The following is a 21,272-nucleotide window of genomic DNA, read 5'->3' as shown; positions in this document are numbered from 1 at the left end:
CACTAAAATTATTTGATTTTTGCTTCTTTATACATCACATGTTGACGGATAACAGGATCAAACTTTTTGATCTCCATTTTTTCCGGCATGGTGCGTTTGTTTTTATCAGTAGTATAAAAGTGACCTGTACCTGCTGATGAAACTAATTTGATTTTATCGCGCATGTCCTAACTCCTTAGAATTTTTCGCCGCGGCTACGGAGATCAGATAAAACGGTATCAATACCTCTTTTATCAATGATACGCAGACCATGATTGCTGACACGCAATTTTACCCAACGATTTTCAGACTCAACCCAAAAACGGTGTGAGTGAAGGTTAGGTAGGAAACGGCGTTTTGTTTTGTTGTGAGCGTGTGAAACATTGTTTCCGCTCATAGGGCGTTTGCCCGTTACCTGACATACTCTGGACATGTTAATCCTGCTCCTGATGCATTTTTAGTGACTGACGCGTCCTGCCAACGCATCATTCTGAATAAACTAAGCCGGACTTTATACCATATGTGCTATCTGATGTGTAGCAGTTTTCCGCTATAAATTAGCTAAGGCCCATTCTGTCGAGCTGGGCTGAAACGCTATCTTTATCAAGTACGCCAATTTTGCGCATGACAATTTTACCTTCTGGCGAAATCAGGTAATGAGTGGGGGTCACTCTTACATTATTAAATGCGCTTGAAATTTCACCTTCACTGTCCCAGACCAGCGTATAAGGCAAACCCCGAGCTTCACGCATAGCTTTGATATGCGATGGTGTGTCATGTGGCAAAGAAACTCCAAGCATTACCAAACCTTTTGCAGCATATTCTTCATGCAAAGCAATTAATTCGGGCAATTCCTGTACACAAGCGGGGCAGTCCGTAGCCCAAAAAATCATTAATATCGGCTTACCAGCGTAATCGCTGAAATGATGTATTTCACCATCGACATCTTCAAACTGCAGTTCGGTATAAGCGGGTGCTGTGGCATTTCTATACAAAAATACAATAAATAAAACAGCAAACAGGGCGGCAATAAAGGTAATAAAACGTTTTCCAGACTTCATGTTTTCTCTCAGTTTGGCTGGGTTAATTGACTTAGAGATTCGGTCAGTTTCAGGTTTTCCCGGTAGTCTACCGGACAGTCGATGACGGTAACGGTGTTACTGTCCAATGCTTCTTTTAAAACTGTAATCAAATCTTCGGTCTTGTTCACTCTGACACCAGTGGCACCAAATGATTGCGCATATTGTACAAAATCCGGATTGCCGAATTTCACATTACTGGTACGACCAAACTGGTTTTGCTGTTTCCACTCGATTAAACCGTAACTGGCGTCATTCCAAATTAAAATGACGATAGCGATATTCAAGCGCATGGCGGTTTCAATTTCCTGCGAGTTCATCAAGAACCCGGCATCTCCTGTTACTGCCACCACCTTGCGTTCAGGATAGGCCAGTTTGGCGGCAATTGCGCCAGGTACTGCAATACCCATGCTGGCAAAGCCGTTGGAGATAATACAGGTGTTGGGATATTCACAGCGGAACATACGTGACATCCACATTTTGTGCGCACCGACATCACATATCACGATATCTTCAAGATGCATTGCGGTACGCAGATCCCAGATGATTTTCTGTGGCTTAACTGGAAATTCAGTATCACGGCGATGATGATTCATTTCAGCAATCAAACTATCACGCAATGTACGCATGGCTTTGCCCTCATGCGGCGTTGTTAATGCAGCGATACGATTTAAACTGTGCGTAATATTTCCCACTACACCCAGAACGACACTGTAATAAGCATCAACTTCAGCATGAGTTGTATCAATATGGATCAGCGTACGATCGCGTGATGGATGCCAAAGATAAGGATGGTATTCGACCATGTCATAACCAATACAGATAATCACATCGGCATTGGCGAATCCGGTACTTACATAATCATTGGATTGCAAACCGACACTGCCCAGCGACATGGAATGACCAAACGGAATAACGCCTTTCGCCATGAAGGTATTGGCAACCGGGATACCCAGTTTTTCGGCAAACTCGGTTAAGGCTTTTGATGCATTCGCACGAACGACACCATTACCGGCCAGGATAATCGGATTTTTTGCATTAGAGATTAATTCTGCGGCGCGTTCGATATGCTCTGCAGCCGGTTCTGGAGGCGTGGCATGTTTTACTCTTAACGGCGCATCATCAATTTCCATCTCGGCAATATTTTCTGGAAATTCAATAAAGCAGGCACCGGTTTTTTCGGTCTGCGCCACTTTAAAGGCTTTACGAACGATTTCTGGAATAACTTCAGGGCTCACAATGCGAGTGGAGTATTTGGTGATCGGCAGAAACATCGCTTCAAGGTTAAGCACCTGATGTGATTCTTTATGCAGACGATTGGTGGAAGCCTGTCCGGCAATCGCTACTAAGGGAGCATGATCCATATTGGCATCCGCGACGCCAGTAATCAGATTGGTTGCACCAGGTCCCAGCGTTGCCATACAAACTCCGGCACGGCCGGTTAATCGGCCATACACATCGGCCATAAAAGCAGCACCTTGTTCATGGCGGGTGGTGATAAATTTAATTTTCGAGTCCAGTAAGGCATCCATTACATCCAGATTTTCCTCACCCGGAATACCGAAAACATATTCAACACCCTCGTTTTCCAGTGTGCGCACAAATAGCTCTGCTGCTTTCATTAATATGACTCCGTTAAATTGCCTTGGCGCAAGCATACCCTTTTTTATTTGCGGCATGCGAGAGGCTGATTTGATTGTTATTGACGTGAATAACAACCGTTAAATAACTCGTGATTTTTTATAAAAAATTTCCCTAAAAAGGGGCTTTCGCCCCTTAGTTATTACTGAAATGCTTTAGGTATTTGCTTGTGCCAATCGGTGACTTGTTGGTAACGATGGGCGACATTGAGTAAACGTGCTTCATCGAAATAATTACCAATAATTTGCAGCCCTGCAGGTAATCCTCCAGCGAAACCAGCCGGAATCGACATGCCTGGCAATCCAGCTAGATTAGTGTTGATGGTATAGATATCCGCCAGATACATCGCAACCGGATCATCGGTTTTATCACCCAGTTTAAAGGCTGTTGTCGGTGCGGTAGGGCCCATGATGACATCAACTTCTTCAAAGGCTTGCTGAAAATCATCGCTGATTAGACGGCGACATTTCTGAGCTTTAAGATAATAGGCATCGTAATATCCGGCAGACAATGCATAGGTGCCGATCATAATGCGACGTTTAACTTCATCACCAAAACCTTCGCCACGAGAACGCTGATAAAGATCCTGCAAATCTTTCGGATCATCACAACGATGACCAAAACGAACACCATCCATCCGTGACAGATTGGATGAGCATTCTGCGGGGGCGACAACATAATAGGTTGGTATCGCCAAAGCTGTATTGGGCAAACTGATTTCTTTAACAGTAGCACCAAGTTTTTCAAATTCTTTAATTGCTGCATCAATGGTTGCTGCCACATCTGCATCCAGACCTTCGCCGAAATATTCTTTTGGCAGACCAATGCGCAGACCTTCTAAAGAATCATTCAGATTAGTCGTGTAATCTGGAACATCACGTTCCACGCTGGTGGAATCCCGCTCATCAAAACCCGACATTACGTTTAACAATAACGCCGCATCTTCAGCATTGGCTGCCATCGGTCCCGCCTGATCAAGACTGGATGCGAAAGCAATCATGCCGTAACGGGAAACTCGTCCATAAGTTGGTTTCAGACCGGTTAAATTACACAAAGAAGAGGGCTGACGAATCGAGCCACCGGTATCCGTTCCAGTGGCAATAGGGGCAAGACGTGCGGCAACAGCGGCAGCAGAACCGCCAGATGAACCACCAGGAACGCGTTCAGTATCCCAAGGGTTTTTAACCGGGCCGTAAAAGCTGGTTTCATTAGATGAACCCATAGCGAATTCGTCCATATTGGTTTTACCCAACATGACCATGCCGCTGGCAGCGATTTTTTCAACCACGGTAGCGTCATATGGCGCGACAAATTTATCGAGCATTTTCGAGGCGCAACTGGTACGAACACCTTTGGTGCAGAAAATATCTTTATGCGCCATTGGAATACCGGTCAATTTACCAGCTGTTTTATCGGCAAATTGTTTATCAGCGGCCGCGGCCTGTGCCAGCGCACTTTCCTCAGTAATGCTGATAAAGGCATTCAAGTTGCCATTATGCGTTTTGATGCGATTCAGAAAATGTTTGGTTAATTCCACACTGGTGATGTCACCGTTGTGCAGCAAAGCCGAAAGTTCAGATAGAGTTTTGTTATGCATGTGCTTGCCTGTGTTGGAATTTATTCGATGACCTGAGGAACCAGATAGACACCTGCTTCTGTTTTCGGGGCGATAGACTGGAATAATTCACGTTGATCCGTTTCGGACACAACGTCTTCGCGCAGTCTTTGGTGAGCATCCAGAGGATGCGCCATTGGACTGACTGCATCGGTATCCACAGCACTCATCTGCTCAACCAGATTGAGGATATTATTCAAGTCGCGGGCATAATCAGGAATGGTGCTTTCATCAATGGCGAGCCGCGCAAGATGCGCGATTTTTTCTACATCGGATTTATCTAAACTCATCAGTCGTCCCGTAAGTTAATCGATTTCACAAAGTTGAAGTTTAAATGATTAGTTGCTTGCCCAACAGACCTGAGCATTGCTAAAGTACTCATTTTACCTCTTCCGGATGTGGTTTCTTCAATGTTTGAACGTTTACGCGGGATATTCTCTAACGATCTGTCTATCGATCTGGGTACAGCTAATACGCTGATATATGTGCGAGGACGGGGCATCGTTTTGGATGAGCCCTCAGTAGTGGCAATTCGACAGGATAAAGGGCCGGGCGGTCCGCGTTCGATTGCTGCAGTAGGTGCAGAAGCAAAAAGAATGTTAGGTCGTACGCCTGGTAATATCACCGCGATTCGTCCTTTGAAAGACGGCGTTATCGCTGATTTCACTGTCACCGAAAAAATGTTGCAGCATTTTATTCGTAAAGTGCATGAAGGACGTTTTTTAAAACCAAGCCCGCGCGTTTTAGTTTGTGTTCCTTGTGGTTCTACTCAAGTCGAACGTCGTGCGATTCGTGAATCCGCTGCCGGTGCCGGAGCACGCGATGTATTTCTAATTGAAGAGCCGATGGCTGCCGCAATTGGTGCGGGCATGCCGGTAGAAGAAGCCAGTGGTTCAATGGTTTTGGATATTGGTGGCGGTACCACAGAAGTCGCGATTATCTCGCTGAACGGTATTGTTTATTCAGCCTCGGTGCGGATTGGTGGAGACCTGTTCGACGAAGCCATTGTCAATTATGTACGTCGTAATTACGGCACGCTGATTGGTGAAGCGACCGCTGAAAAAATCAAAAAAGAAATCGGCTCAGCGTATCCTGGTAATGAAGTCAGAGAAATGGAAGTACGTGGCCGTAATTTGGCCGAAGGTATTCCCCGTAGCTTTACTTTGAACAGCAATGAAATACTTGAAGCTTTACAAGATCCATTAGCCGGTATTGTTGCTGCGGTTAAAACAGCATTGGAACAAACACCTCCAGAACTGGGTGCTGACGTTGCTGAGCGCGGTATCGTGCTGACCGGTGGTGGTGCTTTATTAAGAGATTTAGATCGCTTACTGATGGAAGAAACGGGGTTGCCAGCCATTGTTGCAGAAGACCCGTTGACCTGTGTTGCCAGAGGTGGTGGTCGCGCGTTAGAACTTATTGATGAACGCGGGAGCGACGTATTTACGTTTGAATAGCCTTCAGTAAGATTGATGTTGGTATTTGACCTTTACAAATAGCAAGTTTGTTTGTGAAGGTCTTTTCATTTTCGGAACTGAGCCATTAAACCGCTATTTACCCAAACACCGTCGTTAAATACCCGGATGCTACTTGCAATAGTCGCGTCCGTTTTGCTGTATTTTCTCGATACACGACTGGATTATTTCAAGCCCATCAGGGCAAGCCTCTCGACGGTGGTTTATCCGGTACAGAAAATTGCTTCTATGCCAGATGATATCGTCAGTTGGTTTAGTGAACTGTTTCAGGGCCACCAGCAACTGCGTGAACAAATCATGACGTTGGAAGCACAAAACCTGACCAACAGTGTCCGCATGCAAAAAATGCAGGCATTAGAAAGTGAGAATATGCGTTTGCGTGAACTGCTCGGTTCGTCATTTCGTTTACAGGAACGGGTTCAGGTAGCCGAATTGCTGAGTGTCGATTTAGATCCCTTTTACCAGCATGTCATCATTGATAAAGGCGTAGCGTTTGGTGTTTATGATGGTCAACCCGTGCTCGATTCATTAGGAGTGATGGGCCAAGTAGCGGAGGTCAGTCAGTTTTCCAGTCGTGTTGTGTTACTCACCGATCCTAGCCACAGTATTCCAGTGCAAATTGTCCGAAATGGCTTACGCGCTGTGGTCACTGGTCGTGGTCTTGGTGAATCGCTGCAGATGGAGTTCTTACCGCATAATGCCGATGTACGAGTTGGCGATCTGCTAGTAACCTCGGGTTTGGGGGGGCGCTTCCCAGTGGGTTATCCGGTTGGCTCAGTTATTTCGGTCGACTTCCCTCAAGGTAAATCTTTTGCTGAAATAGCCGTCGCACCCGCGGCTCGTTTATCGACCAGCCGAGAAGTTATGTTGGTGCTTCCAGGTGAAAAAATCGATTTTGGTATTACCTACCCTTTGCAGATTGAAAGCAGCGATGGGCAAAGTTTGCCAGATCAGCCGGTCGAAAATGATGCTGACACGCCAGTTGAGGACGGTAACTGATGGTAATGGTTAAGTCTCAACACAGCAGTGTAATTTACGTCACTTTGCTGATTGCCATTTTATTAATGCTGGTGCCTTTGCCTGATAATTTGCGTTATGCCCGGCCTGAATGGGTAGTGATGACCTTGATTTACTGGGCGATGGCTTTACCCCAGCGCGTCAGTATTGGCGTTGCATGGTTAACGGGATTGGTGGTGGATGTCGTAACCGGTGGTGTATTAGGTATTCATGCATTTGCCTATTCTTTGGTGATTTATCTGGTGGGTCGTTTACATTTGCAGATTCGTCAATATCCTCTCTGGCAACAAGCTATTACTATATTGTCGTTGGTTTTCCTGGTGCACTTTACTGTCATGTTTAACGCGCCTATCAGCTTTAGCTGGGCTAATTGGATGACCTTATTAACCAGTACGTTGGTTTGGCCATTGGTATATGCCGTATTAAGGAAAATACGTCGTAGTTTTCAGGTGAGTTGATCGTGATTGATCCCCGTCACCGGCTTAAAGATCATTTTCGTGAAAGCCGACTGGTCAGTAACCGGCTTATATTTGCCGGGCTTTTCTTCATTATTTTGTTTGGCATCATCATTTTTCGCTTGGTGATGCTACAAATTGTTGAATTTGAACATTTTGATTCGCTATCCAATCGCAATCGTGTCGCTATTGAACCCTTACCTCCTCAGCGTGGCCTTATCTATGATCGGAATGGTGTGTTGCTGGCAGAGAACATCCCCACCTTCAGCTTGGAACTGATCCCGGAAAAAGTTAAGAATCTGGATGAAACAATCGCCGAGCTGGCCGAGTTACTGGCGTTAACTGAAGAGGATATCGAGGCATTTAAAGAACGTCGTAAACGCCATCGGGCTTTTGAAGAAATCGTGGTCCGTAACCAGCTAACGCAAAAAGAAGTTGCACTGTTTTCAGTTAATCGACATCGATTCCCGGGAGTTGATGTGGTTGGTCGACTGATTCGTCATTATCCTCATGGGATGCTTTTTGGACATTCTGTTGGCTATGTTGGACGCATTAATCAGCAAGAAATGCAGGTTATCGATCGGCAGAATTATAAAGGCACCTTACAGATTGGTAAGAGTGGGGTTGAAAAACAATACGAAGATCTTTTGCACGGCACAGTAGGCTATCGTCAAGTTGAAACCAATGTGCAAGGCAGAACTGTCAGAGAGCTGTTCAGCGAACCCGCTACGGCAGGACAGGATATATATCTGCATCTGGATATAAATTTACAGCGAGCAGCTTCTGAAGCTTTGGGTGAATACAACGGTTCGGTAGTGGTGTTGGATACCCGCAACGGGGGTGTTTTGGCTTTGGTCAGTAAGCCTGACTACGATCCGAATCCTTTTGTCACCGGCATTAGCACCAAAGATTATGCTGAATTACGCGACAACCCCGAGCAACCCCTTTACAACAGAGCCTTACGCGGACACTATCCACCTGGTTCCACCTTCAAGCCATTTGTGGCATTGGCTGGATTGGAGTTAAACGTCGTTACCCAGCAAAGCCGTACCTTTTGTCCCGGTTTCTATACCTTGCCAGGACATGACCATCGATATCGTTGCTGGCGTCGACAAGGACATGCCCATGTAGATTTGAAAAGTGCAATGGCAGAATCCTGCGATGTTTATTTTTATGATTTAGCTCACGCATTAGGGATAGATCGGCTGCATAACTATCTTGATTATTTTGGCTTTGGCAAACTATCAGGAATTGATGTGCCTGGAGAAAGCAGAGGACTTTCGCCATCAAGAGAGTGGAAGCGCGCACAGAGGAATCAGGCGTGGTTCCCAGGCGAAACCTTGATTTCAGGTATAGGTCAGGGGTTTAATCAGACCACCCCGGTGCAATTGGCGCATGCAACAGCAACTTTGGGCATGTTAGGAACAGTCTATACCCCACAAATGGTGCGAGCGACAAAATCGGACAATGATGAAGGCATGCAATTAATTGGTGCCCAACAGGCCGACAGTTTACCGATCCAAAAAACCAGTAACTGGCAAGCGGTCATCGATTCAATGATAGAAGTAGTACATGGCAAACGTGGTACAGCACGCCACATTGGAGAAAACCTGCCATTTGAAATTGCAGGAAAAACCGGTACCGCTCAAGTATTCGGGATCGCACAAGATGCAAAATACGATGCAGAAACACTTGCCAAAAAACTGCATGACCATGCCTTGTTTGTGGCTTTTGCACCGGCAGAGAACCCTGAAATTGCCATTTCTGTAATCGTCGAAAATGGTGGTAGTGGTAGTGCTGTTGCCGCACCTATCGCCCGAAAATTAATTGATGTGTATTTTGGACTAGAGACTGAGATAGAGAAAGAGAGCGATGAGCCAATTACTGAATGAGCGTCGCAATCCGCCAAGAACGATGAGCCACTTGCAGGATCGTCGTAAGGTAGTCAGATTCCAATGGTCCTCATTGCTACAGCGTATGCATCTGGACGGGTTTTTAATATTGGGGATAATGGCCCTGATGCTGTTCAGTGCTGTGGTGTTATATAGCAGTGGTGGCGAGGATGTTGGGTTATTAATCCGCCAGGGAATACGCATGACCATTGCCATTATCGTGATGATAATCCTGGCACAAATACATCCTGATCGACTGAAGGATATCGCCTTCTGGATTTATGCTGTTGGCGTTTTAATGCTGATTGCGGTGTTGTTGTTTGGCACTATTGGTAAAGGTGCTCAGCGCTGGCTGGATTTAGGCTTTTTCCGCTTTCAACCTTCCGAAATCATGAAATTGGCCGTGCCCCTTGTGGTAGCCGTTTATTTGGCTGAACGACCTTTACCGCCCAGTTTTGCCAGATTATTTTTTGCCGTGTTAATGATTGCTATTCCTGTGTTGTTGATCGGCAAGCAGCCGGATCTGGGAACAGCATTGCTTATTGGCAGTTCTGGACTGATTGTGGTGTTTTTATCGGGTGTGTCCTGGCGATTAATAATGGGTTTTGGGGTGCTGATTGCATCAGCAGCGCCAGTTTTATGGTATTTCATGCACGATTATCAGCGCCGCCGAGTCCTGACCTTATTTAACCCGGAATCAGATCCATTAGGGGCCGGTTACCATATTATTCAGTCAAAGATTGCCATTGGTTCAGGTGGTTTAAATGGGCGTGGCTGGTTGCAGGGAACACAGTCACATCTGGAATTTTTACCAGAACGTTCAACCGATTTTATTTTTGCCGTGATTGCAGAAGAATTTGGTTTAGTGGGGCTGATAGTGTTAATCAGTGTGTATCTGTTGATTACGGCAAGAGGGCTTTATATCGCTGCTCAAGCGCAGTTAAGTTATATGAAATTATTGGCAGGCAGTATTGCCATTACGTTTCTGGTCTATGTTTTTGTAAATGTTGGAATGGTTACTGGTCTATTACCTGTTGTCGGGGTACCGCTACCACTTATCAGTTATGGAGGCACATCAATGGTGACCTTGTTGGCTGGGTTCGGTATCCTGATGTCTATACACACCCATCGGAGGATGATGTCACCGTGAAGAAGCACATTGCAGCCACATTGTTAAGCTTGGCGCTTACACCTGCATATGCCAATCCAGAGTTACCGGATTTGGATATTTTTATTAATGAAATGGTGCAGGAGCACGATTTTGATAGAGCAGAATTGGAAACCCTGTTTGCTCAGGTTGAAGTCAAGGACAGCATTCTAAAAGCCATCTCGAGGCCCGCTGAGAAAAGCAAACCCTGGTACGAATATCGACAGATCTTCCTTGATCAAGCTCGTATTAACGCAGGTATCGCCTATTGGAAAAAACATGAAAAGGCTCTGGCGCGAGCCGAAGCAGAATTGGGCGTACCTGCTGAAATCATCCTGGCAATTCTAGGCGTAGAAACCCGTTTTGGTGGCAATATGGGCAGCTTTAGAGTAGTTGATGCCTTATCTACTTTGGCATTTCGTTACCCACCACGCAGTCCTTTTTTCCGTTCAGAGTTGAAAAACTTTTTAATTCTGACACGTGAAGAGGAAATGTCGCAGCTGGAACCGGTGGGCTCCTATGCTGGCGCAATGGGCTTGGGGCAGTTTATGCCGAGCAGTTTCCGTGAATATGCAGTGGATTTTGATGGTGATGGTCATCGTGATATCTGGACCAATCCAACCGATGCGATCGGTAGTATTGCCAATTATTTACGCCGTCATGGTTGGCAGCCGGGCGAGACTATGGTGCATCCGACTCAGTATCAAGGAAGTGATCTGCCACAGGATTTAATTGATCGTGGCTTAAAACCAAGCGTTACCCGAGAAGAATTACGCAAATCAGGACTATCGACTGCCGATTTGCCGGAAGGTGATGATGCCATTACGGTATTCAGTCTGACCCAACCTGGCGGTGAAGAACTCTGGTTAGGTCGCCAGAATTTTTATGCGATAACCCGTTACAACCACAGCCGTATGTATGCCATGGCGGTTATTCAGCTTTCAGAAGCGATTCGTGATGGTTATGAGTCATCAAAATGAAGCGCGGTATTGTTAGGTATTTGACATTATCTGTGATGCTCACAGGGCTTTGGTCCTGTGGAACTGTCACCGAACAAAAAGATGGTGCGCCTAGAGTCAAGCCGGATGTTGCCAATATTCCGGATGCGGTACCTCGCGATGAGCCACGTAGTAAATACGGCAATCCAGCTTCTTATGAAGTGTTTGGCAAGCGTTATTACACGTTGGCAAGCAGTGACGGGTATGTAGAACGAGGTAAAGCGTCCTGGTACGGCACCAAGTTTCATGGTCGACGTACTTCCAGTGGCGAGCCTTATGATATGTATGCGATGACTGCTGCGCACAAAACGCTGCCGTTACCCAGTTATGCTGAAGTCACCAATTTGGATAACGGACGTAAGGTGGTGGTTAAGATTAATGACCGTGGTCCCTTTCATGATGACCGCTTGATCGATTTGTCATATAGTGCGGCCACCAAACTAGGGATTGTCGCGAAGGGGACTGGTAATGTCGAAGTTCGTGCCATTACCCAACGTAATGTAACCGCATCTGCCAATAACGCGTCGCCGCAGACTGTTGCTAAAGCGATACCCGCTGCCAATACTGTTGCTGCACCTACCAGCACCATGGGTAAAGTCGTATTGTTTCTTCAGGTCGGGGCATTCAGCACCATGAGCCGGGCGGAGCAAATCAAGCAACAAGTTCAACAACAGATCGAAGAACGGGTGCATATTTCTACAGTTGAACGTTCGCAGTCCCCACTGTATCGCGTCAGAGTGGGGCCGTTCGAAAGTGCTGAGTATGGTGAACGTATTGCTAGCAGATTAATGGATTTAGGGTTTTCCGAAACCCGAATTGTCACTGAATAAAACGCTTATTAATGAGAGTAACCAATGATTAAATTGTTAAAAATGAGTCTTGCAGGTGTGTTGTTAAGTGTTTCAACACTTACGACAGCCGGCATGATCACTCCTAATCCGACTGCACCTTCAATTGCTGGTACAGCCTATATTCTGCAGGATTACGACAGTGGGCAGATCTTAATGTCGCACAATGCTGACGAGCGCCTGCCACCTGCCAGTATCACAAAATTGATGACCTCTTATGTGGTGTCACAAGAAGTTTATGACGGTAATATCAGTCTTGACGATGAAGTGTTAATCAGCGAGAAAGCCTGGCGCATGATTGGTTCACGTAGCTTTATAGAAGTGAACACCAAAGTTACTGTTGAGGCATTATTTCGCGGCATGATCGTGCAATCCGGTAATGATGCTGCAGTTGCTCTGGCAGAACATGTTGCTGGTAGTGAAGAAGTGTTTGCGCAGATGATGAATCAATACGCGCAGAAACTTGGCATGTATAACACCAATTATGAAAATGCTACTGGCTTACCGGGCGCTGAGCATTACACCACCGCACACGATATTGCTATTCTTTCTTCGGCAATGATTCGTGATTTCCCCGAGCATTACAAATGGTATTCCGAGAAGGAATATACCTACAACGGTATTACCCAACATAACCGTAACAAACTGTTATGGCGTGATAACACGGTCGACGGCCTGAAAACCGGTCACACCGAAGAAGCCGGTTATTGTTTGTCTGCTTCAGCCAAGCGTGATGGTATGCGTTTGATGGCTGTTGTAATGGGTACCGCCAGTGAGAATGCCCGTGCCCAGGAAATCCAGAAGATGTTTAACTTCGGTTTCCGCTTTTTTGAAACTCATCAGCTTTATGCAGCAGATGAAGCAATTACCCAAACTAAAGTCTGGAAGGGCGAAACTAACCAATTGAACCTTGGTTTGGCTCAACCGTTATCCATTACCGTACCGCGTGGACGTTATAAGGATTTACAGGCGTCTACCAATATCCAGCAACCTGTAGTAGCGCCGATTACTAAAGGAACAGAGTTGGGAGAAGTTGAAATTCGCCTGGGCGATGAAGTGGTTGCCCAACAAAAATTAGTCGCAGTAAATGATGTTGAAAAAGGCAGCTGGTGGAGACGGATCATCGACAGCTTATTGATGCTTATTTGGGGTTAAAACAAACGTGCCAACAGTCTATCTCAATGGCGAATTCCTGCCCGCCGATAAAGCACAAGTATCGGTCTATGATCGCGGATATTTATTAGGTGATGGTGTTTATGAGGTGATTCCGGTGTATGCCGGAAAAGCCTTTTTGCTGGAGCGCCATTTACAGCGTTTACAAAACAGCTTGCATGGCGTTCGAATTGAAAATCCGCATTCTAATGAACAGTGGACTCAAATTATTGAGGATTTAATTGCCAAAAATAACAATGGTGATCAATCCTTATATTTGCAGGTCACCCGTGGTGTAGCGCCGCGTGATCATATTTTTCCTGTCGGTGTTGCTCCCAGTGTGTTTTTGATGAGTAACCCGTTACTTCCGGTTGCCGAGAGTTGGAAAATCGAAGGTATTAAAGCAATTACCACAGCAGATATTCGCTGGATGCGTTGTGATATCAAAGCAATAACCTTGCTGGCGAACAGTTTGATGAAACAACAAGCTCAGGATGCCGGTGCCCAGGAAGCGTTGTTGATTCGCGATAATTATCTGACAGAAGGCTCAGCCAGCAATGCCTATGCGGTAATTGATGGTGTTATTTTCACCGCGCCAAAAGATGAAAAAGTATTGCCGGGAATCACCCGTGATTTAATTATCGAACTGGCGGCTAAAGCCGATATGCCATTGCATGAAAGGGCAGTCAGTGAATCCGCGCTGCGTAACGCTGATGAAATCTGGATTAGCAGTTCTACCAAAGAAGTGGTGCCAGTCACGTTATTAGATGGTGAAATTGTTGGCAGTGGTAAGCCTGGACCAATTTGGCAGCAAATGCATGCCCTGTTTCAGCAATACAAACAAGAGGTAGCTTGATGAGTGAAGCAAGCGGAGAAGAAACCTTACTGGAATTTCCCTGCGAATATCCCGTAATCGCTATGGGCGAGAGTCATCCTGAACTGGATAATATTGTGGTAGAGATTATTCGCCGCCATGCTGGCGATATTGCTGAAGGCGCTGTCACCAGCAAACAAAGTTCAGGAGGCAAATTTACTTCCATTACTGTGGTTATCGAAGCGACCAGTAAGAAGCAGTTGGATGCGATTTATCAGGATCTCAGTGGTCATCAAGCCATTAAATACGTGCTCTGATGAAAATACAGGATCTCGGTTTACGAGATTATCAGCCCACCTGGCTAGCCATGCAGCAATTCACGTTGCAACGAGATAACCATACCGAAGATGAAATTTGGTTGTTAGAACATAATCCTGTCTATACCCAAGGATTTAATGGTCATGACAATCATCTGCTCAAACACAATTCGATTCCGGTGGTGCGTACGGATCGTGGTGGACAGATAACCTACCACGGCCCAGGACAATTAATTGTCTATCCACTGATTGATTTACGCCGTCATAAAATGGGCGTACGCGAAATGATCAACTGTCTGGAAAACACCGTGATTACGTTATTGGCTGAGTACAATATTGATGCCTATGCACGTAAAGATGCACCGGGAGTGTATTGTGCTGAGGCGAAGATTGCCTCTTTGGGATTACGGGTAAAACGCGGCGCCTGTTATCATGGCCTGAGTTTGAACGTAGATATGGATCTGCAGCCATTTGCCGATATTAATCCATGCGGTTATCCGGGGATGCAAATGACCGATATGAAAACATTAGGTGCAACGGTCGATATGGCCGCAGTAAAACAGCAATTTGTCTCTGTTTTTCTCGCACATATGCAACAAGGTAACAACACATGACTGAGACAGTTGAACCGATAAAACGTGATGTAAAAGCGTTGAAAGGTGCCTCAAAAGTATCGCGCATTCCAATAAAAATCATACCCAGCGATCCGAAACGCAAACCGGAGTGGATCCGCGCCAAATCGCAAGGTGCCCCGGAAGTGCAGCGCATCAAACAAATGCTGCGTGATCATGATCTGCATACTGTGTGTGAAGAAGCTTCCTGCCCGAATCTCGGCGAATGTTTTGCTCACGGCACTGCGACGTTTCTTATCATGGGCAATATCTGTACAAGACGTTGCCCTTTCTGTGATGTGGCGCATGGTCGCCCCGATGCGTTGGATGAAAATGAACCGAATCATCTGGCAAAAACCATTGCTGCCATGCAATTGAAACACGTTGTGGTTACCTCAGTGGATCGTGATGATTTACGCGATGGTGGCGCGGCTCATTTCAGTCGCTGCATCAGTGAAATTCGTCAGCAATCACCGCAAACCCGTATTGAAGTTTTGGTGCCCGATTTCCGTGGACGTATGGATGTAGCTTTAGAAATTTTGGCAGACAACCCACCAGATATCTTCAATCACAATCTTGAGAGTATCCCCAGACTCTACAAAGCCGTTCGTCCAGGGTCGGATTACCAATGGTCATTAGATTTAATTAAGCGCTTTCAGCAAATGCATCCTGACGTGCCCACCAAATCTGGTCTTATGCTGGGATTGGGGGAAACCATTGATGAAGTTAAACAGGTGATGCAGGATTTACGAGATCATGGTTGCCGTATGCTGACACTGGGTCAATATCTGCAACCTAGCCGACATCATCTGGCGGTTGAGCGTTTTGTCAGCCCTGCAGAGTTCGATGAGCTGGCAGTAGCAGGTAAGGCAATGGGCTTTGAACATGTGGCCAGTGGACCGATGGTGCGTTCATCCTATCATGCCGATCTACAGGCGCAGGGCGAGAAGGTATCCTAAGTCAGTAATTAACAGCTGAGAGCTCTGATATGACTATCAAGCGTCGACAATTGTTAAAAAATGCAGCTTATTTATCGGCTTTGGTAGCCATGCCATTGGGTTTATCCACTGCCTGTTATCGCAGTCAAAAACAAAAAGTAGTCATAGTCGGTGGCGGTTTTGCTGGTGCCACTGCAGCGCGTTATCTGACGATGTGGGCGCCGGAACTTGATATCACCTTGATTGAAAAAAATAGCCAATTTATTTCCTGTCCGCAAAGCAATCTGATCCTCAGCGGTAACCGGAGTTTGCAGCAACTGATCCATGAATACGAGCATTTTCAAGCTGACAGGTCGATCCGCTTTATTCAAGCGGAAGTCTCGGCAGTTGATACAGATAAGCGTCAACTGTGGTTGGCAGATGACAGCCGGGTGGATTATGACCGGCTGATCATAGCGCCGGGGGTGGAGTTTATATATGAGCAGTTGCCTATTCTGGCCTCGCCCCAGGCTCAACTGCATGTACCACATGCGTGGAAAGCGGGACCACAAACAGTCGTATTAGCCAATCAACTTAAAGCCATGCGTTCAGGCGGCGTTGTCATTATGACCGTGCCTGCAGCGCCATTTCGTTGTCCTCCCGGCCCATATGAACGCGCCTGCCAGATAGCGTTATATCTCAAAAATCATAATCCTACGGGCAAATTACTGATTTTGGATGCCAATCCGGATATCGTTTCTAAAAAAGCGTTATTTACCGATTCATGGCAACAGCAATATGCTGGCTTGATTGAATATCAACCAATGAATCCGCTGGAAACAGTAGATGTGGCTAGCCTGGAAGTAGAAAGCTTTTTTGATAGTTATAAAGCGGATGTGTTAAATGTGATCCCGCCGCAAAAAGCAGGTAGAGTGGCAGCAATGGCTGGCGTAATCAATGTGGATAACCGCTGGTGTGATGTTGATTATTTAACTTATGAATCTTCTGCCGTTGAGCGCGTACATGTAATCGGTGACGCGGTTTCCGCTAAAGTGCCAAAATCGGCACATATTGCCAATCAGCAAGCCAAGGTTTGTGCGGCAGCCGTTATCGCTTTGTTACGTGATGAATTACCCGAACAACAACCGGTATTCAGTAATACCTGTTACAGTTTTGTTGATGGACAACAAGCTGGACATGTTGCCGCAGTTTATCGTTATGATAAAGACAGTCGGGATATGCTCCCACATCCTAGCGGCGGGGTTTCTGAATCTGCCAGTGAACAGGAGGGACTTTACGCCCAAGGCTGGGCTGAAAATATCTGGGCTGATACATTAGGCTGAGATTCAGCTTTCCCTGCACTGGCTTGGTCGGGGTTTCGGTCTTTTCCCTTTGCAGTATAATGACCCGCAATTTCAATAACTCCACCAGCTGGATTTAAACACGAGGTAGTAGATGAGCGATTTTTTACCCGGCCTGGAAGGTGTGCCCGCCACAAAATCAGCCATTTCATTTATTGATGGTGAAAAGGGCATCCTTAGTTACCGTGGTTATCCACTGGAAACACTGGCGACCAACAGTACTTTTGAAGAAACTACGCTATTGTTACTCGATGGCGAATTACCCACCAAAGCTGCGTTAAATCGCTTTTCCAAACAGCTGCGCAGCAGTTATCGTATCAAATACCATATCCGCGAAATGATGCGTCATTTCCCACATACCGGTCATCCGATGGATATGTTGCAAACCGCAGTTTGCAGTTTGGGTATGTTCTATCCGGGTACTGAATGTCTGACCGATGCCGATAGCTGTAAAGATATCGACTATGTCCGCAATATGACGGTCAACATCATCGCCCAGATGGCCCCGTTAGTCGCTATGTGGGAACACATGCGCCAAGGTTATGATCCGATCAATCCGCGTGATGATTTATCGGTCGCGGAAAACCTGTTGTATATGTTTACCGGTAAAGAACCGGATAGCCTGATGGCGCGAATTATGGACGTTTGTCTGATTCTGCATGCTGAACATACTTTGAATGCTTCCACATTTGCAGCATTGGTTGCCGGTTCAACGTTAGCCTCACCTTACAGTGTCATTTCTGCTGCGATTGGAACACTCTCCGGTCCATTACATGGTGGTGCCAATCAACGTGTCGTTGGCATGCTGCAAGAAATTGGATCACCCGATAATGTAGAAGCCTGGGTTGATAAAAAACTGGCCAACAAAGAAGTTATCTGGGGCATGGGGCATCGTGAATATAAGGTCAAAGACCCGCGTGCCACTATCCTGCACAAACTGGTAACTAAGCTGGTAGAAGAGCGTGGTGGTTCATTGGATAAAATGTTTGCCACGGCGATGAAACTCGAAGAAGTTTGTGTGGATCGTTTGGGGCATAAGGGCGTTTATCCAAATGTGGATTTCTATTCCGGTATTCTTTATTCGGAAATGGGTATTCCGGAAGATCAGTTCACCGCATTGTTTGCAGTAGCACGTTCAGCGGGTTGGTTGGCTCATTGGCGTGAACAGATTTCCAATAACCGTATTTATCGTCCAACACAGATTTATGTTGGTCATGAACAACGTGAATATATTCCAATGTCTGAGCGTAAAAAAGCGCCTAAGCAATAATAGTTTTACTGGCTTCACCTTGTTGCTCGCGCACAAGGCGCGGCACAAGGTAGCCAGGTAATTCGCGACGCATGGCAGCAATGAGCTCTATTCCTTGCTGTTCAGCCACATCAAAATGACTGGCACCTTTTACTTTATCGAGTAAATGCAGGTAATAAGGCACTACTTGAACCTCGCTCAACCTCTCGCTAAGTGCGATTAAACTTTCCGCATTATCATTAACGCCACGTAAAAAAACGGCTTGATTCAATAACTCACAACCGGCATTACGTAACTGCAAAAGCGCCTCAGCGGTTTCAGCATCAATTTCATTGGCATGATTAGCATGAATCACCATTACCACTCTTAAAGTAGAGTTGCTGATCCAGCTCAGTAGGTTTTTGGTAACCCGTTTGGGCAGCACTAATGGCAGCCGTGTATGAATTCGCAGACGTTTGATATGCGGGATTTTTTCTAGGTCCTCTACCATCGCGGCTAATTTTGTGTCGGTTAAGGCCAGCGGATCGCCACCGCTGAAAATGACCTCTCGAATACTGGAATCTTTTTGCAGTGCAGCAATCGATTGTTGCCACTGACTGGCCAACGGGTTGCTCTCGCTATACGGAAAATGCCGGCGAAAACAGTAACGGCAATGAATGGCACAAGCTCCGGTTGTCAGTAATAACGCCCGGCCCTGATATTTATGCAAGATTCCGGGGGAGCTAATCGCCAGATGATCACCCACAGGATCGGCTGAGAAACCCTCGACCTCGATATTTTCATCAATCAGTGGAAACACCTGACGCAACAGCGGGTCACTTACATCACCATAATGCATTTTATTGATATAACTTTGCGTCACCCTTAGCGGAAAGTTTTTTAAGCTCTCGGCATCAATCGCTTGTAATCGATCTTCCAGCCCCAGCATTTGCAGCAATAGGGCAGGGGTTTTAATGGCATGACTTAATTCATCCTGCCAATCAGCAAAGATTACGTCAGCTTGCGATTGCGGTATCATAGTGGGCTTTGATTTTGTGAACAGGCGACGATCGTCCCCCAAAAGAGGTAAGCATGGCAAGTTATAGTACAAATGAGTTTAAAGCCGGACTGAAATTCATGATGGATGGCGATCCCTGCAGCATCATCGAAAATGAATTTGTTAAACCGGGTAAAGGCCAAGCATTTAACCGCGTTAAATTCCGCAACCTGAAAACCGGTCGTGTTAATGAACGTACTTTCAAAACTAACGAATCAGTTGAAAGCGCAGACGTTGTTGAAATGGATTTGGAATTTTCATATACCGACGGTGAGTTCTGGCACTTTATGGATCCGACCAGCTTCGAACAATATGCTGCTGACGCCAATGCCATTACCGAAAGCAAAGACTGGTTGAAAGAGCAATATACCTACACGGTTACCTTGTGGAACGGCACACCGCTTCTGGTCACGCCACCAAACTTTGTTAACCTGACCGTTGTAGAAACTGATCCAGGTGTGCGTGGTGATACTTCAGGTGGTGGTGGTAAACCTGCAACCTTAGAAACTGGTGCTGTGGTACGTGTACCATTATTTATCGAAATCGGTGAAGTGTTACGGGTTGATACTCGTTCAGCATCTTACGTCGAACGTGCTAAGAAAGATTAAAGTCATCTTTAATTTTTGCCTTTTATCTGGCATGTCGAAACATGACATGCCAAAACGCAAAGCATAAATGATGCTGCAAGGCGAACAATTACAAAGCATGTTAAAACGGCGGGCAAAGCTTTTAGCGAATGTCCGTCGTTTTTTTTCGGTTCGAAATGTGTTGGAAGTCAGTACACCCATCCTGTCTTCGGCAGCACCAACCGCACCTTATCTAGACAGTTTTTCCACCCAATTTTCGGCTGGAAATAACGCCAAAACACTGTATCTGCATACCTCACCTGAATTTGCGATGAAACGCTTACTGGCTGCTGGTAGCGGTGCGATTTATCAGATAGCCACGGTATTTCGTAATGGCGAGTTAGGTCGACAACATACGCCCGAGTTTTCCATGCTGGAATGGTATCGGCCTGGTTTTTCGCTGACGGATTTAATGGCGGAAGTGGATGCATTGATGCAACAGGTAATTGGTTTGCCTGCAGCTGTGATCTTTCGTTATCGTGATTTATTCATGGAATATCTGCAGCTGGATATTGAGCAGGCCGACGACGAGACATTGAAACAACTTGCTCTAGAGCGGATTCCCGGGCTCACCGCAGACTGGCAAACCGATCGTGATGGCTGGCTGGAAATGCTGATGAGTCAGCTGATAGAACCACAATTTAGTGCATTGGATACACCGGTAATGGTTACAGAGTTTCCGGCGACTCAGGCGCAATTAGCAAAAATTGAAATCAATACCGAAGGTCACCCAGTCGCCAGACGTTTTGAGCTTTATGCCGGTGGAATGGAACTGGCTAATGGTTATGACGAATTATGTGATGCAACCGAATTACGTCAACGTTTTGAGTTGGATAATCAATTGCGTCAGCAACAAGGTAAACCACAGATGCCGATAGATGAAAATCTGCTCGCCGCTATGCAATCTGGTTTACCGCAATGTAGCGGTGTGGCCTTAGGATTGGATCGTTTAATGATGTTGCATATGAGCGTAAACAATATCAGCCAGGTGAAAAGCATTGCTTTTATTGAAAGCTGAAGATAGTTTCAGACAAATAAAAAAG

23 protein-coding genes are annotated in these 21,272 nt (G+C 46.0%); 16 read left to right on the top strand and 7 right to left on the bottom strand.

Annotated features, from left to right (window positions below; all coding sequences use genetic code 11):
* Positions 1 to 8 precede the first annotated feature (8 nt).
* From rpmG to gatC, 6 genes are all read right to left on the bottom strand, one after another.
* Complete coding sequence (gene rpmG, locus A9E74_RS05110; protein WP_069295571.1) at positions 9 to 164, bottom strand: 50S ribosomal protein L33; 156 nt, start codon at positions 162 to 164, stop codon at positions 9 to 11.
* Positions 165 to 175: 11 nt separating this feature from the next.
* Positions 176 to 412, bottom strand: coding sequence for a 50S ribosomal protein L28 (gene rpmB / locus A9E74_RS05105; RefSeq protein ID WP_069295570.1), 237 nt, complete (start codon positions 410 to 412; stop codon positions 176 to 178).
* Positions 413 to 536: 124 nt separating this feature from the next.
* The gene (locus tag A9E74_RS05100; protein ID WP_069295569.1) at positions 537 to 1,040 is read right to left on the bottom strand and encodes a peroxiredoxin family protein; all 504 of its coding nucleotides are present in this window, start codon (positions 1,038 to 1,040) and stop codon (positions 537 to 539) included.
* Between the two features lie 8 nt (positions 1,041 to 1,048).
* Entirely contained in the window at positions 1,049 to 2,680 is a 1,632-nt protein-coding gene (locus A9E74_RS05095; RefSeq protein WP_069295568.1) for an acetolactate synthase large subunit, read from the bottom strand.
* A gap of 161 nt (positions 2,681 to 2,841) precedes the next feature.
* A complete protein-coding gene (gene gatA, locus A9E74_RS05090) occupies positions 2,842 to 4,296 on the bottom strand; it encodes an Asp-tRNA(Asn)/Glu-tRNA(Gln) amidotransferase subunit GatA (RefSeq protein WP_069295567.1) in 1,455 nt (484 codons plus the stop codon).
* Positions 4,297 to 4,316: 20 nt separating this feature from the next.
* Positions 4,317 to 4,604 (bottom strand): Asp-tRNA(Asn)/Glu-tRNA(Gln) amidotransferase subunit GatC, encoded by a 288-nt coding sequence (gatC, locus tag A9E74_RS05085; protein WP_069295566.1) that lies wholly within the window; start codon positions 4,602 to 4,604, stop codon positions 4,317 to 4,319.
* A gap of 120 nt (positions 4,605 to 4,724) precedes the next feature.
* On the opposite strand from gatC, the gene A9E74_RS05080 reads away from it, so the two are divergent.
* The 14 genes from A9E74_RS05080 (at position 4,725) to A9E74_RS05015 (ending at position 18,588) form a co-directional block, all read left to right on the top strand.
* Positions 4,725 to 5,771, top strand: a complete 1,047-nt coding sequence (locus tag A9E74_RS05080; RefSeq protein ID WP_041354692.1) for a rod shape-determining protein — start codon at positions 4,725 to 4,727, stop codon at positions 5,769 to 5,771.
* An 84-nt stretch (positions 5,772 to 5,855) separates the two neighbouring features.
* Positions 5,856 to 6,788: a rod shape-determining protein MreC gene (gene mreC, locus A9E74_RS05075; protein WP_281198089.1), complete on the top strand. Its 933-nt coding sequence runs from the start codon at positions 5,856 to 5,858 to the stop codon at positions 6,786 to 6,788.
* Positions 6,788 to 7,264 (top strand): rod shape-determining protein MreD, encoded by a 477-nt coding sequence (gene mreD / locus A9E74_RS05070; RefSeq protein WP_069295564.1) that lies wholly within the window; start codon positions 6,788 to 6,790, stop codon positions 7,262 to 7,264. Before mreC ends, mreD begins: the two co-directional genes overlap by 1 nt.
* Positions 7,265 to 7,266: 2 nt before the next feature.
* Positions 7,267 to 9,153, top strand: coding sequence for a penicillin-binding protein 2 (gene mrdA, locus A9E74_RS05065; RefSeq protein ID WP_069295563.1), 1,887 nt, complete (start codon positions 7,267 to 7,269; stop codon positions 9,151 to 9,153).
* Positions 9,154 to 9,175: 22 nt separating this feature from the next.
* Entirely contained in the window at positions 9,176 to 10,303 is a 1,128-nt protein-coding gene (gene rodA / locus A9E74_RS05060) for a rod shape-determining protein RodA (protein WP_069295589.1), read from the top strand.
* Positions 10,300 to 11,280 (top strand): lytic murein transglycosylase B, encoded by a 981-nt coding sequence (gene mltB, locus A9E74_RS05055; protein WP_069295562.1) that lies wholly within the window; start codon positions 10,300 to 10,302, stop codon positions 11,278 to 11,280. The genes rodA and mltB overlap by 4 nt, the downstream gene beginning before the upstream one ends.
* The gene (locus A9E74_RS05050; RefSeq protein ID WP_069295561.1) at positions 11,277 to 12,128 is read left to right on the top strand and encodes a septal ring lytic transglycosylase RlpA family protein; all 852 of its coding nucleotides are present in this window, start codon (positions 11,277 to 11,279) and stop codon (positions 12,126 to 12,128) included. The genes mltB and A9E74_RS05050 overlap by 4 nt, the downstream gene beginning before the upstream one ends.
* A gap of 24 nt (positions 12,129 to 12,152) precedes the next feature.
* Entirely contained in the window at positions 12,153 to 13,301 is a 1,149-nt protein-coding gene (locus tag A9E74_RS05045; protein WP_069295560.1) for a D-alanyl-D-alanine carboxypeptidase family protein, read from the top strand.
* 7 nt (positions 13,302 to 13,308) lie between these two features.
* Positions 13,309 to 14,154: a D-amino-acid transaminase gene (dat, locus tag A9E74_RS05040; protein ID WP_069295559.1), complete on the top strand. Its 846-nt coding sequence runs from the start codon at positions 13,309 to 13,311 to the stop codon at positions 14,152 to 14,154.
* Complete coding sequence (locus tag A9E74_RS05035) at positions 14,154 to 14,429, top strand: HP0495 family protein (protein WP_069295558.1); 276 nt, start codon at positions 14,154 to 14,156, stop codon at positions 14,427 to 14,429. Before dat ends, A9E74_RS05035 begins: the two co-directional genes overlap by 1 nt.
* The gene (gene lipB / locus A9E74_RS05030; RefSeq protein WP_069295557.1) at positions 14,429 to 15,043 is read left to right on the top strand and encodes a lipoyl(octanoyl) transferase LipB; all 615 of its coding nucleotides are present in this window, start codon (positions 14,429 to 14,431) and stop codon (positions 15,041 to 15,043) included. Before A9E74_RS05035 ends, lipB begins: the two co-directional genes overlap by 1 nt.
* On the top strand, positions 15,040 to 15,999 hold the full coding sequence (gene lipA / locus A9E74_RS05025) for a lipoyl synthase (RefSeq protein WP_069295556.1): 960 nt from the start codon (positions 15,040 to 15,042) through the stop codon (positions 15,997 to 15,999). The genes lipB and lipA overlap by 4 nt, the downstream gene beginning before the upstream one ends.
* A 29-nt stretch (positions 16,000 to 16,028) precedes the next feature.
* A complete protein-coding gene (locus A9E74_RS05020; protein WP_069295555.1) occupies positions 16,029 to 17,300 on the top strand; it encodes an NAD(P)/FAD-dependent oxidoreductase in 1,272 nt (423 codons plus the stop codon).
* A gap of 112 nt (positions 17,301 to 17,412) precedes the next feature.
* Positions 17,413 to 18,588, top strand: coding sequence for a citrate synthase (locus A9E74_RS05015; RefSeq protein WP_069295554.1), 1,176 nt, complete (start codon positions 17,413 to 17,415; stop codon positions 18,586 to 18,588).
* On the opposite strand, the gene epmB is transcribed toward A9E74_RS05015, so the two are convergent.
* Entirely contained in the window at positions 18,578 to 19,585 is a 1,008-nt protein-coding gene (gene epmB, locus A9E74_RS05010) for an EF-P beta-lysylation protein EpmB (protein WP_069295553.1), read from the bottom strand. The genes A9E74_RS05015 and epmB overlap by 11 nt on opposite strands.
* Before the next feature lie 53 nt (positions 19,586 to 19,638).
* Here epmB and efp point away from each other — a divergent pair, with 53 nt between their 5' ends.
* Together efp and epmA are read left to right on the top strand one after the other, a co-directional pair.
* Positions 19,639 to 20,211, top strand: coding sequence for an elongation factor P (gene efp, locus A9E74_RS05005; RefSeq protein ID WP_069295552.1), 573 nt, complete (start codon positions 19,639 to 19,641; stop codon positions 20,209 to 20,211).
* Positions 20,212 to 20,278: 67 nt separating this feature from the next.
* Complete coding sequence (gene epmA, locus A9E74_RS05000) at positions 20,279 to 21,247, top strand: EF-P lysine aminoacylase EpmA (protein WP_342670166.1); 969 nt, start codon at positions 20,279 to 20,281, stop codon at positions 21,245 to 21,247.
* Positions 21,248 to 21,272: the final 25 nt, after the last annotated feature.

This window comes from Methylophaga muralis, assembly GCF_001720165.1.
Taxonomy (GTDB): domain Bacteria; phylum Pseudomonadota; class Gammaproteobacteria; order Nitrosococcales; family Methylophagaceae; genus Methylophaga; species Methylophaga muralis.
Note: the sequence above shows the minus strand (reverse complement) of the source record. Positions and strands in the feature narration are given on the sequence as shown.

Bases quoted from the DNA above. Each gene is read 5' to 3' on its own strand.
- rpmG (WP_069295571.1), bottom strand. From the start codon at position 164: ATGCGCGATAAAATCAAATTAGTTTCATCAGCAGGTACAGGTCACTTT.
- rpmB (WP_069295570.1), bottom strand. From the start codon at position 412: ATGTCCAGAGTATGTCAGGTAACGGGCAAACGCCCTATGAGCGGAAAC.
- A9E74_RS05100 (WP_069295569.1), bottom strand. From the start codon at position 1,040: ATGAAGTCTGGAAAACGTTTTATTACCTTTATTGCCGCCCTGTTTGCT.
- A9E74_RS05095 (WP_069295568.1), bottom strand. From the start codon at position 2,680: ATGAAAGCAGCAGAGCTATTTGTGCGCACACTGGAAAACGAGGGTGTT.
- gatA (WP_069295567.1), bottom strand. From the start codon at position 4,296: ATGCATAACAAAACTCTATCTGAACTTTCGGCTTTGCTGCACAACGGT.
- gatC (WP_069295566.1), bottom strand. From the start codon at position 4,604: ATGAGTTTAGATAAATCCGATGTAGAAAAAATCGCGCATCTTGCGCGG.
- A9E74_RS05080 (WP_041354692.1), top strand. From the start codon at position 4,725: ATGTTTGAACGTTTACGCGGGATATTCTCTAACGATCTGTCTATCGAT.
- mreD (WP_069295564.1), top strand. From the start codon at position 6,788: ATGGTAATGGTTAAGTCTCAACACAGCAGTGTAATTTACGTCACTTTG.
- rodA (WP_069295589.1), top strand. From the start codon at position 9,176: ATGAGCCACTTGCAGGATCGTCGTAAGGTAGTCAGATTCCAATGGTCC.
- A9E74_RS05050 (WP_069295561.1), top strand. From the start codon at position 11,277: ATGAAGCGCGGTATTGTTAGGTATTTGACATTATCTGTGATGCTCACA.
- A9E74_RS05045 (WP_069295560.1), top strand. From the start codon at position 12,153: ATGATTAAATTGTTAAAAATGAGTCTTGCAGGTGTGTTGTTAAGTGTT.
- A9E74_RS05035 (WP_069295558.1), top strand. From the start codon at position 14,154: ATGAGTGAAGCAAGCGGAGAAGAAACCTTACTGGAATTTCCCTGCGAA.
- lipB (WP_069295557.1), top strand. From the start codon at position 14,429: ATGAAAATACAGGATCTCGGTTTACGAGATTATCAGCCCACCTGGCTA.
- lipA (WP_069295556.1), top strand. From the start codon at position 15,040: ATGACTGAGACAGTTGAACCGATAAAACGTGATGTAAAAGCGTTGAAA.
- A9E74_RS05020 (WP_069295555.1), top strand. From the start codon at position 16,029: ATGACTATCAAGCGTCGACAATTGTTAAAAAATGCAGCTTATTTATCG.
- A9E74_RS05015 (WP_069295554.1), top strand. From the start codon at position 17,413: ATGAGCGATTTTTTACCCGGCCTGGAAGGTGTGCCCGCCACAAAATCA.
- epmB (WP_069295553.1), bottom strand. From the start codon at position 19,585: ATGATACCGCAATCGCAAGCTGACGTAATCTTTGCTGATTGGCAGGAT.
- efp (WP_069295552.1), top strand. From the start codon at position 19,639: ATGGCAAGTTATAGTACAAATGAGTTTAAAGCCGGACTGAAATTCATG.
- epmA (WP_342670166.1), top strand. From the start codon at position 20,279: ATGATGCTGCAAGGCGAACAATTACAAAGCATGTTAAAACGGCGGGCA.